This window comes from Escherichia sp. TW09308 (assembly GCF_000208565.1).
Taxonomy (GTDB): Bacteria; Pseudomonadota; Gammaproteobacteria; order Enterobacterales; family Enterobacteriaceae; genus Escherichia; species Escherichia marmotae.
Genome location: NZ_AEME01000001.1, coordinates 696,110 through 712,611, shown reverse-complemented (window position 1 = coordinate 712,611; position 16,502 = coordinate 696,110). Strand labels below are relative to the sequence as shown.

Genomic DNA, 16,502 nt, shown 5'->3' with positions numbered 1-16,502 from the left:
AGGCGATACCGTGAGCCGATTTATTCCCGTCGAGTTGCATCATGCCAGCCGTCTGTTAAACCACGGCCCGACTATTTTGATTACCAGTCACGATAAACTGTCCCAGTTACGAAACGTAATGGCCGCAGCCTGGTCGATGCCTGTAGAATTTGAGCCGCCGCGGGTGGCAATTGTGGTGGATAAATCCACCTGGTCACGGGAGTTGATAGAACGTAGCGGCATGTTTGGCATTGTGATCCCCGGCGTAGCGGCAACTAACTGGACCTGGGCGGTAGGTAGCGTTTCAGGGCGCGATGAAGATAAGTTTAACTGTTACGGCATTCCTGTCGTGAAAGGTCCGGTGCTGGGTTTACCGTTGGTCGAAGAGAAATGTCTGGCGTGGATGGAATGCCGCCTGCTGCCCGCGACTTCTGCGCAAGAAAAATACGATACTCTATTTGGCGAAGTTGTGTCGGCAGCGGCAGACGCGCGGGTATTTGTCGAAGGTCGCTGGCAATTTGATGATGATAAACTCAACACCCTTCACCATTTAGGCGCTGGCACTTTCGTTACCAGCGGTAAACGCGTCACGGCAGGATAGCGCGCTACATGCTGTAACCCGGTTTTTTGATCAATGTCGCCATCTGGGGCGCGATTTCGCTGTCCCAGACAGCTTGCCATGCTTCCGGTTGGATCTGCTGTAGTGCGATGCTGATCGAACTCTCTTTACTGTTCAGATGGCGAATAATGACGTCGGTAATCTCCGCGGCCAGTTCCGCTTTTTGTTGCTCGTCCAGTTCACGGGGAAAACACTTAATATCAATATGTGGCATTGTTATGCTCCTTTTTAAAGACTGCCAGCAAAATTAGCACAAGCCGAAAACGTCATGTGTTCTTTGATGCGAAATGATGTGCAAAGAGATAGCGATATTTACGTCGCCATTTTAATAACGCATATATACTATTAGCTTCCACAATAATAAACACCTGCCTTGTAATATACAGAATCTATTCTTTATTTCTTATCATATTAAGAAAATTCACGACATCCAGCTTGCTGATTTATTAATGCCAATTATAGTTATTCTTGCCCTCACTAAGAATTTTCGCTCGGAATATCCTTTCTTTTATAAAGTCTTTCTGGAGACACTTGCGATGCAGCTTAATCATATTGCTAAAAGTCTGCTAGTCATGGGATTATTCACCACCAGTTCACTTCCTCTCATTGCCGCGGAAGCACCAAAAGAGGCCACCTCAGCCACCCAACAAGCGAATAATGCGCTTTATAGTCAATTACCCTTTTCCGATAACACCGATTTCACTGATGCTCATAAAGGATTCATTGCCCCCATACCTCAGGAGGTGATTAAGGGTGAACAAGGGAACGTCATCTGGAATCCACAGCAATATACTTTTATAAAAGAAGGCGATAAAGCACCTGATACGGTTAACCCAAGTTTATGGCGTCAGGCGCAACTGATAAATATCAGTGGTTTATTTGAAGTAACCGACGGCGTCTATCAAATTCGCAATCTCGATTTATCAAATATGACCATCATCGAAGGTAAAGAAGGTATTACCGTCGTTGACCCACTGGTTTCTGCAGAAACAGCCAAAGTGGGTATGGATCTTTATTACAAAAATCGTGGTCAAAAACCGGTAGTGGCAGTTATCTACACGCACAGCCATGTCGATCACTACGGTGGCGTTCGCGGCGTGGTTGATGAAGCTGACGTTAAATCAGGTAAAACAAAAATTTATGCACCAGCCGGTTTTTTAGAGGAGGCCGTTTCAGAAAATATTATGGCTGGCAATGTGATGAGCCGAAGAGCCAGTTATATGTACGGCAACTTATTGAAACCTGATGCTAAAGGCCAGGTTGGAGCCGGGCTGGGAACAACAACGTCAGCAGGAACAGTTACATTGATTGCCCCTACCAACTACATCACCAAAACCGGGCAAAAAGAGACGATCGATGGGTTGACCTACGATTTTCTGATGGCGCCCGGTTCCGAAGCACCTTCTGAAATGTTGTGGTTTATCGAAGAAAAGAAACTGATCGAAACTGCAGAAGATGTCACGCACACCCTCCACAACACCTATTCACTGCGTGGTGCCAAAATTCGTCAACCTCTTCCCTGGTCCAAATACATCAACGAGGCACTCAATTTGTGGGGTGATAAAGCGGAGATAATTCTCGCTCAGCATCACTGGCCAACCTGGGGCAATGACAACGTCGTTAAACTGCTAAAAACCCAGCGCGATTTGTATCGTTACATCAACGATCAAACGCTGCGCATGGCGAATCAGGGGCAGACCCGCGATGAGATCGCCGCAAACTTTAAATTACCCTCCTCGCTTGCTAACACCTGGGCGAATCGCGGGTATTACGGTTCGGTGAGTCATGATGTGAAAGCAACTTATGTGCTTTATCTCGGTTGGTTTGATGGTAACCCGGCAACGCTTGATGAATTGCCGCCAGAAGACGCTGCGAAGAAATTTGTCGAATATATGGGCGGTGCTGATGCCATTTTACAAAAAGCCAAACAGGATTATGACCAGGGTAATTTCCGCTGGGTTGCCCAGGTTGTCAGCAAGGTGGTATTTGCCGATCCAAATAACCAGGCTGCGAGAAATCTGGAAGCCGATGCGCTTGAACAGTTAGGCTACCAGGCAGAATCCGGGCCGTGGCGTAATTTCTATCTGACTGGCGCACAGGAATTACGTAACGGCGTGCAAAAACTGCCAACGCCAAATACTGCCAGCCCTGACACTGTACGCGCAATGACGCCGGAAATGTTCTTTGATTATCTTGCGGTGCACATTAATGGCGAGAAAGCAGCAGACGCTAAAGCTGTATTGAATTTTGATTTCGGTGAAGATGGCGGCACTTATAAAGTAGAGCTTGAAAATGGTGTGCTCAATCACACTGCAGGTACGCAAGCATCTGATGCTGACGCGACAATCACTCTCTCCCGCGATGTCTTGAATAAAATCGTTCTGAAGGAAGAGACATTGAAAGAAGCGATAGATAAAGGCGAAGTCAAAATCAGTGGCAATGCAGAGAAACTCAACGAAATGTTAGGCTATATGGATAATTTTGAATTCTGGTTCAATATTGTGACGCCATAAGTTCAGCATAAATTGGGCAGGCTTCCTGCCCTTTTCTGGTTATAAGAAATGATTTTTGATAAAAGAAAACACTCTCATTATTCGTGGAAAAAACGACAGGATATGGTTATTCGTGGAATGTCGATTAGCCTGCCGTGGTTTGCCTTGATTAACATCGGTTTTTCATCGATGATTTTGCTGCGAAGCATTTTATTCAATGAGGATATGACTTCATGGTTTAATGAGGAAAACCTTGTACATACTATTGATATTTCATCATTTGGCATTCTGCTGATCAGTGGCCTTTTATTGGTCACCCCCCGCAAAAACGTACTGTATATTCAGCAGTTATTGTTCGTTCTAAGCCTGTTATGGTCATGGTGTTGCTTTTATTTTATTGCACACTGGACGCTACCTTTTGCTTATCCGCTATGTGTATTATTAATGCTTAGCGCCATTGTTGCATTGTATTTTCATACTCCATCACTACTCGCATTTATCATTCCCTTATGGTTTACCATTCCGTTAGCCAGTCTTATGCTCAATCATCATTTAAATATTCATTTCGTTGTTATCTGGTGCCTTTTTTCTCTCGCTCTCTATGGTGGACGTTTTATTTTATTACGTTGGTTTGAAGAAGCATGGCAACAAAACAGATACAACAACCTGCTAATTAATCGCCTCGACGCATTGGCTCATCGCGATCCCTTAACGGGAGTGGCAAACCGACGGGCGCTGGATAGTATTTTAGGTGATGCAGTAGAACAAGAGGCCTCATTTGCCCTAATTATGCTGGATGTCGATTTTTTTAAACGCTACAACGACACTTACGGACACCCGGCGGGCGATCGTTGTTTGATACAAGTTGCCGATGTACTGCAACGCGCAATTCGCCAGCCCGAAGATATAGTCGCTCGTTATGGTGGCGAAGAGTTTGCCATTATTCTTTTTAATACCTGCTTGCAGGAAGCCGAAAAGATAGCAGCCAGAATTAAGCAAGAACTTAAACTGGCAGCGATTGCCCATCAGGCATCTTCTGTAAGTGCGTTTGTTACGGTTAGCCAGGGGATCACCTGTTCTGCTCCCGCCAAAACGACTGAACAAATAGTTGCAGATGCCGATGCTGCGCTGTACCGGGCGAAAGAAAGCGGGCGGAACCGGTGGGCTTTGTAAGCTTTGGGAGACAAGTCAGATTACGCTCCCTTTTCCTCAAAGGCTTTATTAAGCCGCCCCTGATTTCCTTTTACAGCGAATAAATAATCACCTCCCTGTTTTTGTATCTTCTCTGCAATATCTTTCTGGCACCCAATCGCATCAGTTGTGATGATTTTTCCTTTAATATCTAACATGTTAAGAAGTTCAGGGATAGCTGTGATCTCATTGGATTTCTCATCCGTCTTGATCTGTCCGATGACCAGACTGTGCATTGTTGAGAACGCACTAATGACATGAATCGCTCCCTTGCGGCGACTCTTGTCATAAGAGTGCCGGAGCGTTTTTCCATCAATTGCGATGACGTCTTTATCATCTGAAGAATGGCTGTCACGCATCCAGTTAATAAAGCACTCATGAAATTTTGCAGGACTGATACAGGATACAACTCTGGCAATAGTATCGTGAACAGGAATACCATTTTCAAATTCACCATATTGCTTCAAAAAATCGAGATGTGCTTCACCAAATCCTCTATATCTTCCCAACCTTCTGCACCAGAAATAACGGCACAAATAGTCAACAGTAGAATATCAGATAATTTATGTTCCACTTTCCAGACTTGTCTGTAATCGGGGATAATAGAAATATGTTCCATCAATTTTTTAAATTATGTAAGGAGTATTTGATCATGTATAAGCAATGAAAAATAGCTTTAGGTAATAAGGAATATTTTAATTATTGAACATTTAGTGCGAATTATTTAGTACAAAAAAGCAGCGTTACGTGATCTTTCCCTGGGGGGTTAAGGGGATGCGAGACGGGATGTTTAGTGTGCTGAACGAGAGTTAAAAAATAAAAAGCCGGGAAGAGTTCATTTCTTACCCGGTTTTTTGTATTTTAATCCCCATCAGCAATTATAATTTCATTTTCGCTACTGGCTTTAATAAGAAAATTAATGAAGTTTATTACATCTGTATCTTTACTTTTTGCCAAGTAATTAATTAATATTTTTTGGTGTTCTGGATAAATTCTTGTTTTACCATATGGATCTACATAAACCCCTGCTTTTTCTTTCAAATAAAAAAAGGAATTTTCTAATTTCCTAATTATTTTGTCATGCAAAATCAAAGATGGCTTACTTCCATCAGTATCTGATAAATAAGAAAAATCTATCATAATCAATCCTATAAATGCGCAGGGTATGATGTAATCACTTTACCTTTGGCTGGATCATAAATAGTGACATGACCTTTTTCGCCTCTAGTCCCAATAACACGATCATAATCTCGCTCATATCTAATCCTCCCGTCAGATTGATGTAAAACTCTGCTAGGGTCTCTCATTGTACGATCTTCTAACTTTCTATATTGACTTGGTTTTCTATACTTACTTTTACTTCGTAATTTAATTCTTTCTTTCAGAGAGAATTTGCTATTCCCAATATTATTATGCCGTCTAATATGACGATTGGGCACATGTTTAGTGCGCGCCGGACCACATGATTTCAACCCTAACGGATCGATCCATGATAGCGGATTAGGCGCGTAAGCATAGAGGTTGATACCTCCATTTAGCCCAGGGTCGTAAAGCTGCCGCGTGCTCAGCCGCCCCTGACTTCTGAGCACCTCACGGTGCAGGGCGTCACGCGTGAACTCACTGATAACCTCCCGGTCCAGATTTATCTGCTGGAGATGACCGCTGCCGTAGTACAGATGGCGCTGCGTTCTGCCGTCCGGAAAGGTGGTCGCTGTCCGGTTGCCCGGTTCGTCATACTGATGGGTTAAGATGCCCTGCGCCGTCTCCTCGGTCAGCATCCGTCCCAGTCTGTCGTAACTGAAGCGGATAATCTCCGGTGCATCCGTTTCCCCGGCATCCGACCGCTGGCGGCGGATTTCCAGTAGCTGGTCTGCCGCATCATAGATGTATTCTGTACGGCTGTCGGCTGTCTCCTTTGCCGTGAGCCGGCCCACCGCATCACGCGCCAGCCGGTGACGGATTTCACCGCCCCGCTCCCCGGTGAACACCACTTCCGTGACCGCGTTCAGCGCGTTGTAACGGTACGCCTGGCGACAGCCATCCGGGTTTATCTGCTCCGCCAGACGGTCCAGCACATCGTGGCGGAACTGATAGCTTTCTCCGTTCTCGTTTGTCAGCCGGGTCAGCCGTCCGTAGGCGTCGTACCCGAATGCCGTCCTGCGCCCCATCGCGTCCGTCCGGCTGCGCACCCGCCCCTGCCCGTCGCGTTGCCAGCGCGTTATCCTCCCCATCGGGCTGGTATACTTCACCAGCCTGCCCGCCGCATCCGGCTGGTAATGCGCCGTGCGGCCGTCCGCCAGTATCACCTCCACCAGGTGACCGCTGTCGTCATACCCGTAGCGCGTGCTGTGGCTCTGCGCGTCTGTCACCCGTATCAGCCGCGTGCGTTCGTCGTAGAACCAGGTCGTCTGCGAGCCGGAACAATCCGTATGCCGCGTGAGCTGCCCGTCTTCGTTCCACTGAAGGTATTTATTCCCCCCACGGGCATCGGTTATCTGTACCACCTGGCCGTGGCGGTCATACTGATACCGGGTGTTCTGTTGCAGCGGGTCGGTCACGGCAAGAAGATTGCCGCGTTCATCGTACTCACAGCGCCAACTGTTCCCCGTCGCATCCACTTCCGTTTCCGGTTCGTGCCATACCGGGTGCCACTGTGTCTGTGCCACCCGCCCCAGCGGGTCGTGCGTCTCCGTGATATGCCCCAGGCGGTCATACACATAGCGCCATTTGCCGCCCTGAGCGTCGGTCATCCCCAGCAGCAGTCGTTCTTCGTCGCTCCAGCGGAACGTCATCACCTGCCCGGCTTCGTCCTGGTACGCCGTCACCTGATTCTGCGCATCCCACTGATGAAAGCGTGTCCGGCCCGCCCCGTCTGTCACACATACCACACGTTCAGCCATCCGCCAGTCCAGACGGTATCGTGCGCCACTGTCGGTATGGTGGCCCGTCACGCGCCAGCCTGCATCATCCGGCCCTTCATACCAGCCCCACTGGTAATAATACCCTTCGCCGCCGGGCTGCCGGTGCAGCGTCATGCAGTTGTTTTCGTCGTAAGCAAACTCACGCAACAGGTGCCCCGTGCTGTCGTGCACGCCGTTCAGGTGGCCAGCCTCGTCATAGTTGTAACGACGCAGCAGTAAAGGTGCAGTATCAGGGAAATGCTGATAAATCTGTGTCACCCGCCGGGGATGCGCCGCCAGTTCGTAATACAGACGGATGCACGGACGCTGCTGTTCGCCGCGGATTTCAGTGATGCGCCCCCGGTCGTCGTAGTACAGATTCAGACAGTTGCTGTTACGGTCGCCCAGCATTTTCAGCCGCTGGCGCTGCGGGTGATGCGGGTCGGCTTCAAACAGAAAAAAATGTCCATCATCGCTGCTGATAAGCCAGTGCCCCTGCTCACCACGCCGTACTGCCAGTCCTTCACCGGGGCTGTAAAAACCGCTCCCCGGCAGCACGGCTTCCATATCCAGCGTCGCCCCATACCCGCCACAAAGGTCATGCAGTTTTCGTCCGCGTTACCCGGTGTGCGCTCGAGGCTGACTTCATACATCACGCTCCAGCCCTGACCGAACATCCCATCCGTGCGTTCGTCACGACTGCTGTACACACGCTGCCAGTCCAGCGGAAAGTGGCCCGGCAGGCTGAAATCGAAGTCATCATCATCAGCCAGGTATTTGGCCCCGGTGGCGGCGTTGACCGGATGCGGGAGGGCGCTGATGGCCTTCTGCGTCATCATGCTCATCCCGATACCGGCAGCAAAACAGGCGATTTTAGAAAGCATTTTGCCCGGGCGAAGAAACATCAGCGCCACGGTTGCCACCAGGGTTATCTGCGACCTGCCGCTTCTGATATCCCTGACCACCAGTAACGGACCGCCAATGCGGACATCCGGTGACACAAACGCCCCGTCCCCCGGCGCATTCACCACCCTGGCCTCGCAGGTACAGCGTGCCCCGCTGCGTGCCGCTGGCTGACTGTTGACACGCACATCCCGCGCACCTTCCGCGATATATTCCGCCGCGGGCGGTTCGTCATCACCTTTGAACAGATTACTGATACTACCAATAACCGCATTCACTCCCTGAAAGGCGGTTTCCAGCAGACCGTCCGGACTCAACAGGTTAAGGGCCGTTCCCAGAGGGTCATCCAGAAAGGCGGCTTTTTTTTGTGCGAGTAACTGAGTCAGTGAGGAAGGATGTTTATGGCAGTCGATTTTATCGTCAGGGGTCGGGGTGGAGCCAGGTGCCGCACTGGCCACGGTGGGCTGCCATAGTTCCGACACAAAATGTGTCACGCCATCCACCATCTCAGAACGCCCTTCTTCCGTACTGAGCTGGTCGTGCAGCGCCCGGGACATCAGAACAGGTCCAGTCACCGGATGAACCGCCAGGGCTATTGCCCCCGCCATTTCCAGATATTCCCCGGCCACATCCCGGAACGTTCTGGCGTCCTCCTGACGCTGCGCTTCTTCCTGTTCCGCCTTCGCCTGCGCTTCCTGTGCCTCAATCTCCTGCCGCGATGCCGCTGTGGCCGCTGCCCGCGCGACAGGTTTGCTGTTGATCAATGTGTCACCAGAGCCGGTGAGGATGTAACCTTCAATCTGAGGCGGGAAAAGCATATCTGCGAGGTCTGAACAGGCTTCGCTGACCGTTTCTGTCACGCCGGTGTACACCATCGCCACACCCGCCACAAAACCGGTCAGCACGACAGCCGTGCACCCCATCGTGATCCCTACTGACGCCGCCAGTAACGAGGTTGCGCCGACAATGAGGGCATCAATAACGACATTTGCGGCCACTTCCAGCACCGCCCCCAGCACATCTGCCATAAACGACGTATGCAGCAGGGCATCACCCTGCCTTGCCGCCCAGAATGCATCTTCCATGTCCCGTTCCCTGTGTGATTAATGCGTCCTGGTTTCCTGCCGTATCCTGAAGCGCAGATTCTTTTTAATTTCAGCCCAGCGCGTCATGTCTGCCGGGGTCAGCGGTGTGGTTCTGGCGTAAGTGAAGGCCATCATGACCCGCTCACCCGGCAATACAAATGCCACCTGACACTGATACACCTGCTCGTTACCCCGGAGAAACTGGCTCTGTATCTCCAGCCCTTCCTCAGCGTCATTAATCCCCACGCGGGTCACCTGCACGGGCGTGTGGTGCAGTTCCCTGACCTGCTTTTCCAGCTTTTTCATTTGCTGTTCAACCTGAGAGGCTAATTCGTCTCCTTCCTGCATCTGACCCCGGCTGATAATGAGTGCGGCGTCGGGATTGCTGAGCCGCAACATATTAATGGTACTGTCCTGAATAATATTCCCGGTGAAAGTTATAACTGTCTCATTGAGGTAATATTCCGTCATAATGGCATGAGTCCTTTTTAATAAACGAATTATTTTTTTGATGGGTTTTTATTTATTTTTTAGTCATGAAGGTGACGTCTATTGCTGTCTGAAGGGCTGTTTTCTCTAATGCTCCAGGCGGAGGTATATTTGCCGCTCTGTCATTCATGTTTAAATCAAGCTGCCCTAATTGTGTATTTATTTTTCCGTTCTCTGTTGCTGTAATATTAAAATTCTTACAGGTTATATTAAATATTCCGTCACTGGTCATTTGCAGGATAGTTTCTCCGCAGCTAAGAATAATGGAATCTCCCGCAGCAAGGCGTAAATTCTGCACTGTCTGAATTGTTTTATCCCCGCCGGCGAGAGAGATATCATCTGTCTGGACTGTTAGAGAACGTTTCTCACCAATAATCGCAGTTTCTGTTTTATCAATAACTTTAAGGCGATTATTGCCCACCCAATGGCTTTCATTATTATTTACTTCAATGCGTTGATCTTTCTCGGCATGCAACCAGACTTCTTCTCCGCCAGTTTTATCCTCAAAACGCAGGGCGTTAGCATTGGTTGGGCCGCCGCCGATGGTGTGGCTGTAAAACCCGCTTTGCGTCGCTGCGCCCGGTAGTCCCCACGGAGGCATGGTGTCCTGGTTGTATGTCCGCCCCACGATAATGGGTAAATCCGGGTCACCGTTTTTGAAATCCACTAGAACTTCCTGACCAATGCGCGGGATCTGAATGCCACCGAATCCTTTACCCGCCCACGGATAACTGACACGGATCCAGCAGGAGCTGTTTTCGTCATTCTTACCGTAACGATCCCAGCCAAACTGAACTTTCACCCGGCCATATTTATCCGTCCAGATTTCCTGCCCCGCCGGGCCAGTCACGATGGCGCTCTGCGGGCCTTTGGTATGGGGTTTGCTCAGAGTTCTCTGCGGACGGTAAACTTCATTGGTGGGATGCAACTCAAAGCTGGTTGAGTAAGAGAAGTGCTGCTCCTGGCCGCTGTGTTGCGCATTGTCCTGTATAAATAGTGTGGTCTGTGCCAGCAGATATTCCCGGTTCACTTCGGCTGTTGGATAGTTTTCCAGGATGAAGGTAAAACCTGTCATCAGGGTACGAATATTGCCACTGCCCTGTACCCGACTACCGGGGCTACGCTGTTCTTCCATGCGGATGCGTGTCAGCATTTCACCTTCACTCTTTGTGAAGTAGTCTCCCGGCCATTCGTAGTGCTCATATTCAGCAAGGCCTGTTTCACGTGGATTAGCCACGGTGCTCTTCAGCAGTGAACGCGGCTTCATAAAGTCGAAATCATTCAGCACCCACTGTCCGCTGCGCAGGCTTTCATTTGCTGTGATGGTATGGATAAACTCCTTGTCCAGTTTCAGCCCTTTCTGGTAATAACACACCAGCGGCGAATCTGCGCATGTCTTGTGGACATTAATGGCATCAGCCAGCACTAACGTGTGACTGTTCTCGCTGTGCTCAAACCACCAGTAGATACCCCACTCCTGCATCAGGCGCTGAATAAAATCAAAATCTGTTTCACCGTACTGCACCTGCCAGGTGCGAGTCGGATAATTTTCCACCAGTCGTTTTTCCACTGGCCAGGGGTACTCATCCAGTACCTCATCGAGGATGTCCACCACGTTTTTATTCTGAAACGCTTTGTAGTCACTCGTGTGGGTCAATATTTTTAACCACGGTTCGATCCGCAGTTCATACACCACCGAGCGTCCTTGATGACCAGCCACGCGCGCCGCCGTCACCAGCCCGCTGATATACCGTTTTCCGCCGCCATCCAATTCGATATGGACGCACAGATCTTTGCCCACCATCGATTTGAGCTGCAGGTTGGCTGCGGGGGAAACATAGCCTATGTTCAGGGTGTCAGGAGTTTTTAATTTAATAGAATAAGTAAATAGTTCCCCTACTGTTTCTGTACCACCTAAGCTTGCGAACAGTAACATTCCATCAGGAACAGCGCTGCCGCTCAAAGTCACGTTATGCTTACCCGATCCAATTAGTGTGCCGGATGGGTAATCTGTAGCTGTAAAACTCATAATTAATCCTTTTAACTAGGAATGGCTAAGTGCTAATAAGAAATCTTACAGAGAAGAAAATATATAAAATATTCGTCGTTGGCATAAAACACCTCAATACTTATGAGTGCTACTGAAGGTACTATCAACCATATATACCATGAAGAATGCACAGTCATGTTACCCTGGCGAAAATATTCACCTGAAGCACATTAATAAAACCAATGAAATTATTTAACTTGTCATTTGATATGATTATCATCAAGTCTTAAAATACGTCCCCCTGTTCTAATTATGCTAAAACCATAGTATTCTTTTTTACTTCCGGAAGAGAGCATATATTTTCCGATATAAATAACATCTGAAGATAGCTCATTTATGTCAATACATACGGGATCGAACTGACCAGTCACTCTTTTCAGTTTTATTGCATTACCATATTTACCTTCATATAAAATATAATTTGAAATCATATTCCCATCGTCTGGTTTTGAACAAACCCGTGCGTCTTGTAAATATATATTACCGGGCAACAATGGACGAACATAATCACCAACAGTGCATCCCGATAAAAAGAGCAACAAAAAGAATCTCTTCATATGACGCCCGCAGGAAATAAATTAAGCACCTTTTTGTATTTTTCCGATAGAGTATTCACTGATTCAGTTGTATCTCCTACATAGTTAACATTTGCCAAATCAGCTACCAATCCATAGTTAATCAATAGCCAATAATCAGCAACTATAGATGCTTGTTGTTCCATTGAATAAGAAGCAATTGACTGTAAATTAAGATCGTAATGATAATTTGCCGCCCTGGAAAACAAACCACGCAACTTAACTGAATACCCTTTCTGATATTGCCAAACATGCATCATTTCATGAGTAAATAAGTGAGAAGCACCAGCTACTGTTTCACGATCGCCAGGCATTGCTTGCGATGAAAAATCTGAACTATAAACAGCATCAGGATAATACATTTCCCCGTTTGGGGTCATTGCTGTTCTTTCCCCTTGACCTGGCAAGGGTTTTTCATTGTGGATCCATACCTTGTTATAATCAATTGTATTCTCAAAAATCGAACTGGCTAATGTTAATTCACCAGATGTCATTCTCCTTAATGACATCTCATTCCTCCTGGAAATAATATTTTTCAGATAAAAAACAAACGCTCTTTTATTATTTATTAAATAGGGTTCTCTTTGATGTTCAACATTTCCACTTTATGCAGTGTTGATGATATCATCTTCATAGACAATGAAATCAAAGCAAGTTATCAAAGTTTCCCATTACGATTACTTAACATTAACTCTCAGTATCTTTGTTTATCTATCTTCAATATCAATAGTTGATGCAAATGATTGCACGGATAACATAATCCTCATCAATTAATTAATATCTGTAAACGCTACCGCCCCACCCTGATATCATGATCTGCACGTGGCTATCTTAACGTGATGCTCCATACATTAGTAATGTAAATCATGAATTCGGAATATATCAAATTCACTTCATAAATTAATATCGAGAATGATATACATATTAAAATTATATTGAAGTAATGTTTTAAGAGTTGTATTTCCCTGAAACCAGTCATACGCCAGTCCCTCACTATTCAGTGATAATCAGCGAAGGGATATGTTGGCGACCAACCACACTAGTGACCACTGAAACCACGGGCGTTCAGAGCGACGAACGAGGAACAAAAGATCTGGTCTGCAATCGAGTACCCTCAACGCAACAATAGTTGTATCAGTCATAATTTCACCAGATTGCTATTTTGTCGTCAGTCGCTTTTATACCCATACATTTAGAGTGGGATCATTTTGCATCGTTACACGATAACAGGTAGGATTCTGCGCCGACAGTTATACCCATAAAGAATAATGGTGAAGGCTGTCATTGCCACGGTGAATAAACAAACCATGTGGTGTCATATATAACCTTTTAGCGAGAAACTCAGGGAGCGCAATGAGTAAACACGACACAGATACTTCAGATCAACACGCCGCGAAACGCCGCTGGCTTAATGCCCACGAAGAGGGCTATCACAAAGCGATGGGTAATCGCCAGGTGCAGATGATCGCCATTGGTGGCGCGATTGGTACTGGTTTGTTTTTAGGCGCAGGTGCCCGACTGCAAATGGCGGGACCAGCACTGGCACTGGTTTATTTAATCTGCGGCTTGTTTTCGTTTTTTATTTTGCGTGCGTTGGGTGAGTTGGTATTACATCGCCCTTCCAGTGGCAGTTTTGTCTCATATGCCCGTGAGTTTTTGGGTGAGAAAGCCGCTTATGTTGCTGGCTGGATGTACTTCATCAACTGGGCAATGACCGGGATTGTCGATATTACTGCAGTTGCACTGTATATGCATTACTGGGGCGCGTTTGGCAATATTCCACAATGGGTATTTGCGCTCGGGGCATTAACCATCGTCGGCACCATGAATATGATAGGTGTAAAATGGTTTGCAGAGATGGAGTTCTGGTTTGCGCTGATTAAAGTTCTCGCCATTGTTACCTTTCTGGTCGTGGGTACAGTGTTCCTCGGTAGCGGTCAGCCACTGGATGGCAACACCACAGGATTTCATTTAATTACCGATAATGGCGGTATCTTCCCCCACGGTTTATTGCCTGCACTGGTGTTGATTCAGGGCGTAGTATTTGCTTTCGCTTCCATTGAGATGGTGGGAACTGCCGCCGGAGAATGTAAAGATCCGCAGACCATGGTGCCTAAAGCCATTAACAGCATGATTTGGCGTATTGGTCTGTTTTATGTCGGTTCCGTGTTGTTGCTGGTGATGTTATTGCCGTGGAGCGCGTATCAGGCGGGGCAAAGTCCGTTTGTGACGTTCTTCTCTAAACTTGGCGTGCCGTACATCGGCAGCATTATGAATATCGTGGTGCTGACCGCCGCACTCTCCAGCCTGAACTCTGGCCTGTACTGCACCGGACGTATTTTACGCTCAATGGCAATGGGCGGTTCTGCACCAAGTTTTATGGCGAAAATGAGTCGCCAGCATGTTCCGTATGCCGGGATTCTGGCGACGCTGGTCGTGTATGTTGTCGGCGTATTCCTCAATTATCTGGTGCCGTCGCGCGTTTTTGAGATTGTGTTGAACTTTGCGTCGCTGGGAATTATCGCTTCGTGGGCGTTTATCATTGTTTGCCAGATGCGCCTGCGTAAAGCGATTAAAGAAGGTAAAGCGCAGGAAGTCAGTTTTAAACTCCCCGGCGCGCCCTTCACTTCCTGGCTGACTTTACTGTTTTTGCTGTGCGTCCTGGTGCTGATGGCGTTCGATTATCCGAACGGGACTTATACCATCGCGGCACTGCCGGTTATCGGTATTCTGCTGGTTGTGGGTTGGTTTGGTGTGCGTAAACGCGTTGCCGAAGTTCACAGCACTGCGCCAGTCATCGAGGAAGATGAAGAAAAACAGGAAATTGTGTTTAAGCCTGAAACGGCGAGTTAATTGCAAAATTGCCCGGTTTAAAGCCGGATGCGGCGCAAATGCCTTATCCGGCCAACAAACCCTAAATAAATCAAATAATTACGCGTGTTGCATGCCTGATAAGACGCGACAGCGTTGCATCAGGCATTGTGCTCCGCTTGCCGGATGCGGCGCTAGCGCCTTATCCGGCCTACGAAAGACAAACTCCCCTGTGTCGATTACAGCGCAATACGAATCACATCGTCCGGCTGGGTAGCTTCCTGCTGTTTAGTGGATTTTTGTTTAACACTGACATACAGCGTTTTGCCATCGGCAGACAGCGCCAGGCTGTTCGGATGGGTCGGCGTATCGAACGTTTTCACTACCTTGTAGGTTTTCGCGTCAATCACACTGACTTTACCTGCCTGACGATGTGTCACATAGGCTTCATTACGCGCCGGGTTAAACAGCACAGCCAGTGATTCCGGTGCCGCTACCTTCGCCAGAATATTGCCTTCACGAGTATCAACCACCAGCACTTCCGCAGCTTTGGAGTCGGTGATAAACGCACGCTGGTTGGCGGTATCGAGACTAATGTTGATAAAGAAGTGCTCTTTGCCATCATCCAGCAACTTTTTACGGCTCAAAATTTTGTTGTCGGTGGTGTCGATAGTAATCAATTCACCGTCAGCGTTGGTGGTATAGAGACGTTTGCCTTTGCTATCCAACGCCAGGCCAGTGCTCATTTTACCGGTGTTCTGGATGGCAGTTTTCAGTTTGATATTCTCACCGTCAATCACCCAGATCACGCTCTCCTTCCCAATACCGCTGATGTAAACGGTATTCGTGGCATCATCTGCTACCAGTTCACGCGGCTGCAGCGGGCGCACCTCTTCCGTGCGCTTACGATCATCCAGCACCAGACGCCCTTTCACTTCGCCCGTTTTGGCATCGATCGCCGTGACCGCGCTGTTTACGGTGTTACCAAACCACAACGTCTGGGTGGCATTGTTAATGGTGGCGCCAAACGGTTTGAGATCATTATGAATCACCTGAGTCACTTCCAGAGTGACCGGATCGAGACGATAAACCACCCCGCCTTTATCCAGTTTGCGGCTTTGCGATGTAGCGAGCCACAGCGCATTTTCCTGCTGGCTATAAGCCATTTCGTAAGCGCCTTTACCTACCGCTTTACGCAGCATTTCTTCCGCTGCCTGCGTGCTGAACGATGAAGCAACGAGCAATGAACCTAACAGTAATGAACCACGCAGACGCGATGAGAACAGATGACGTAAATGCATGACGACTCCCTTTGATGAACCGATATTTTTGCTGCTTCACAGTGCTTCGCTGAGCGTAATCTTCGTTACACCCTTGTTATAAATGGGAATGGTAATCATTATTTTCT

Annotated in this window: 11 protein-coding genes and 2 pseudogenes; 4 read left to right on the top strand and 9 right to left on the bottom strand. The window is 48.0% G+C overall.

Features of this window, described 5'->3' with window-relative positions:
- Nucleotides 1-10: 10 nt before the first annotated feature.
- On the top strand, nucleotides 11-580 hold the full coding sequence (locus ESM_RS0103585; RefSeq protein ID WP_000085920.1) for a flavin reductase family protein: 570 nt from the start codon (nucleotides 11-13) through the stop codon (nucleotides 578-580).
- Between the two features lie 4 nt (nucleotides 581-584).
- Here the strand turns inward: ESM_RS0103585 and pptA are convergent, their stop codons facing one another.
- Entirely contained in the window at nucleotides 585-812 is a 228-nt protein-coding gene (gene pptA, locus ESM_RS0103580; RefSeq protein WP_001120151.1) for a tautomerase PptA, read from the bottom strand.
- Nucleotides 813-1,134: 322 nt separating this feature from the next.
- Between pptA and ESM_RS0103575 the strand changes: the two genes are divergently transcribed.
- The gene (locus tag ESM_RS0103575) at nucleotides 1,135-3,111 is read left to right on the top strand and encodes an alkyl/aryl-sulfatase (RefSeq protein ID WP_001176571.1); all 1,977 of its coding nucleotides are present in this window, start codon (nucleotides 1,135-1,137) and stop codon (nucleotides 3,109-3,111) included.
- 102 nt (nucleotides 3,112-3,213) lie between these two features.
- Nucleotides 3,214-4,263: a sensor domain-containing diguanylate cyclase gene (locus ESM_RS0103570; protein WP_024257659.1), complete on the top strand. Its 1,050-nt coding sequence runs from the start codon at nucleotides 3,214-3,216 to the stop codon at nucleotides 4,261-4,263.
- Nucleotides 4,264-4,292: 29 nt separating this feature from the next.
- Here ESM_RS0103570 and ESM_RS01000000124005 read toward each other — a convergent pair.
- The 7 genes and pseudogenes from ESM_RS01000000124005 to ESM_RS0103535 all read right to left on the bottom strand — a co-directional run.
- A pseudogene (locus tag ESM_RS01000000124005) lies at nucleotides 4,293-4,900 on the bottom strand (ISAs1 family transposase); the annotation flags it as partial.
- Between the two features lie 242 nt (nucleotides 4,901-5,142).
- Complete coding sequence (locus tag ESM_RS0103560; RefSeq protein ID WP_000564976.1) at nucleotides 5,143-5,421, bottom strand: hypothetical protein; 279 nt, start codon at nucleotides 5,419-5,421, stop codon at nucleotides 5,143-5,145.
- An 8-nt stretch (nucleotides 5,422-5,429) separates the two neighbouring features.
- Nucleotides 5,430-9,169 (bottom strand): annotated as a pseudogene (locus tag ESM_RS1000000128300) (DUF6531 domain-containing protein).
- Nucleotides 9,170-9,187: 18 nt separating this feature from the next.
- Nucleotides 9,188-9,640: a DcrB-related protein gene (locus ESM_RS0103550; protein ID WP_000141610.1), complete on the bottom strand. Its 453-nt coding sequence runs from the start codon at nucleotides 9,638-9,640 to the stop codon at nucleotides 9,188-9,190.
- A 52-nt stretch (nucleotides 9,641-9,692) separates the two neighbouring features.
- Complete coding sequence (locus ESM_RS0103545; RefSeq protein WP_000010910.1) at nucleotides 9,693-11,687, bottom strand: type VI secretion system Vgr family protein; 1,995 nt, start codon at nucleotides 11,685-11,687, stop codon at nucleotides 9,693-9,695.
- Nucleotides 11,688-11,908: 221 nt separating this feature from the next.
- Nucleotides 11,909-12,265 carry a hypothetical protein gene (locus tag ESM_RS0103540; RefSeq protein WP_000819261.1) on the bottom strand — a complete coding sequence of 119 codons (357 nt, stop codon included), beginning with the start codon at nucleotides 12,263-12,265 and terminating at the stop codon, nucleotides 11,909-11,911.
- Entirely contained in the window at nucleotides 12,262-12,792 is a 531-nt protein-coding gene (locus ESM_RS0103535) for a hypothetical protein (protein WP_000058707.1), read from the bottom strand. The genes ESM_RS0103540 and ESM_RS0103535 overlap by 4 nt, the downstream gene beginning before the upstream one ends.
- A gap of 844 nt (nucleotides 12,793-13,636) precedes the next feature.
- Here ESM_RS0103535 and ansP point away from each other — a divergent pair.
- Nucleotides 13,637-15,136 carry an L-asparagine permease gene (ansP, locus tag ESM_RS0103530; protein ID WP_000033725.1) on the top strand — a complete coding sequence of 500 codons (1,500 nt, stop codon included), beginning with the start codon at nucleotides 13,637-13,639 and terminating at the stop codon, nucleotides 15,134-15,136.
- Nucleotides 15,137-15,333: 197 nt separating this feature from the next.
- On the opposite strand, the gene yncE is transcribed toward ansP, so the two are convergent.
- The gene (yncE, locus tag ESM_RS0103525) at nucleotides 15,334-16,395 is read right to left on the bottom strand and encodes a 7-bladed beta-propeller protein YncE (RefSeq protein ID WP_000550691.1); all 1,062 of its coding nucleotides are present in this window, start codon (nucleotides 16,393-16,395) and stop codon (nucleotides 15,334-15,336) included.
- Nucleotides 16,396-16,502: the final 107 nt, after the last annotated feature.

What these genes read in the sequence shown, in the direction of transcription:
- ansP (WP_000033725.1), top strand. Translation starts at nt 13,637, where the DNA reads ATGAGTAAACACGACACAGATACTTCAGATCAACACGCCGCGAAACGC.
- ESM_RS0103575 (WP_001176571.1), top strand. Translation starts at nt 1,135, where the DNA reads ATGCAGCTTAATCATATTGCTAAAAGTCTGCTAGTCATGGGATTATTC.
- ESM_RS0103535 (WP_000058707.1), bottom strand. Translation starts at nt 12,792, where the DNA reads ATGTCATTAAGGAGAATGACATCTGGTGAATTAACATTAGCCAGTTCG.
- ESM_RS0103570 (WP_024257659.1), top strand. Translation starts at nt 3,214, where the DNA reads ATGGTTATTCGTGGAATGTCGATTAGCCTGCCGTGGTTTGCCTTGATT.
- ESM_RS0103540 (WP_000819261.1), bottom strand. Translation starts at nt 12,265, where the DNA reads ATGAAGAGATTCTTTTTGTTGCTCTTTTTATCGGGATGCACTGTTGGT.
- yncE (WP_000550691.1), bottom strand. Translation starts at nt 16,395, where the DNA reads ATGCATTTACGTCATCTGTTCTCATCGCGTCTGCGTGGTTCATTACTG.
- ESM_RS0103550 (WP_000141610.1), bottom strand. Translation starts at nt 9,640, where the DNA reads ATGACGGAATATTACCTCAATGAGACAGTTATAACTTTCACCGGGAAT.
- ESM_RS0103560 (WP_000564976.1), bottom strand. Translation starts at nt 5,421, where the DNA reads ATGATAGATTTTTCTTATTTATCAGATACTGATGGAAGTAAGCCATCT.
- pptA (WP_001120151.1), bottom strand. Translation starts at nt 812, where the DNA reads ATGCCACATATTGATATTAAGTGTTTTCCCCGTGAACTGGACGAGCAA.
- ESM_RS0103545 (WP_000010910.1), bottom strand. Translation starts at nt 11,687, where the DNA reads ATGAGTTTTACAGCTACAGATTACCCATCCGGCACACTAATTGGATCG.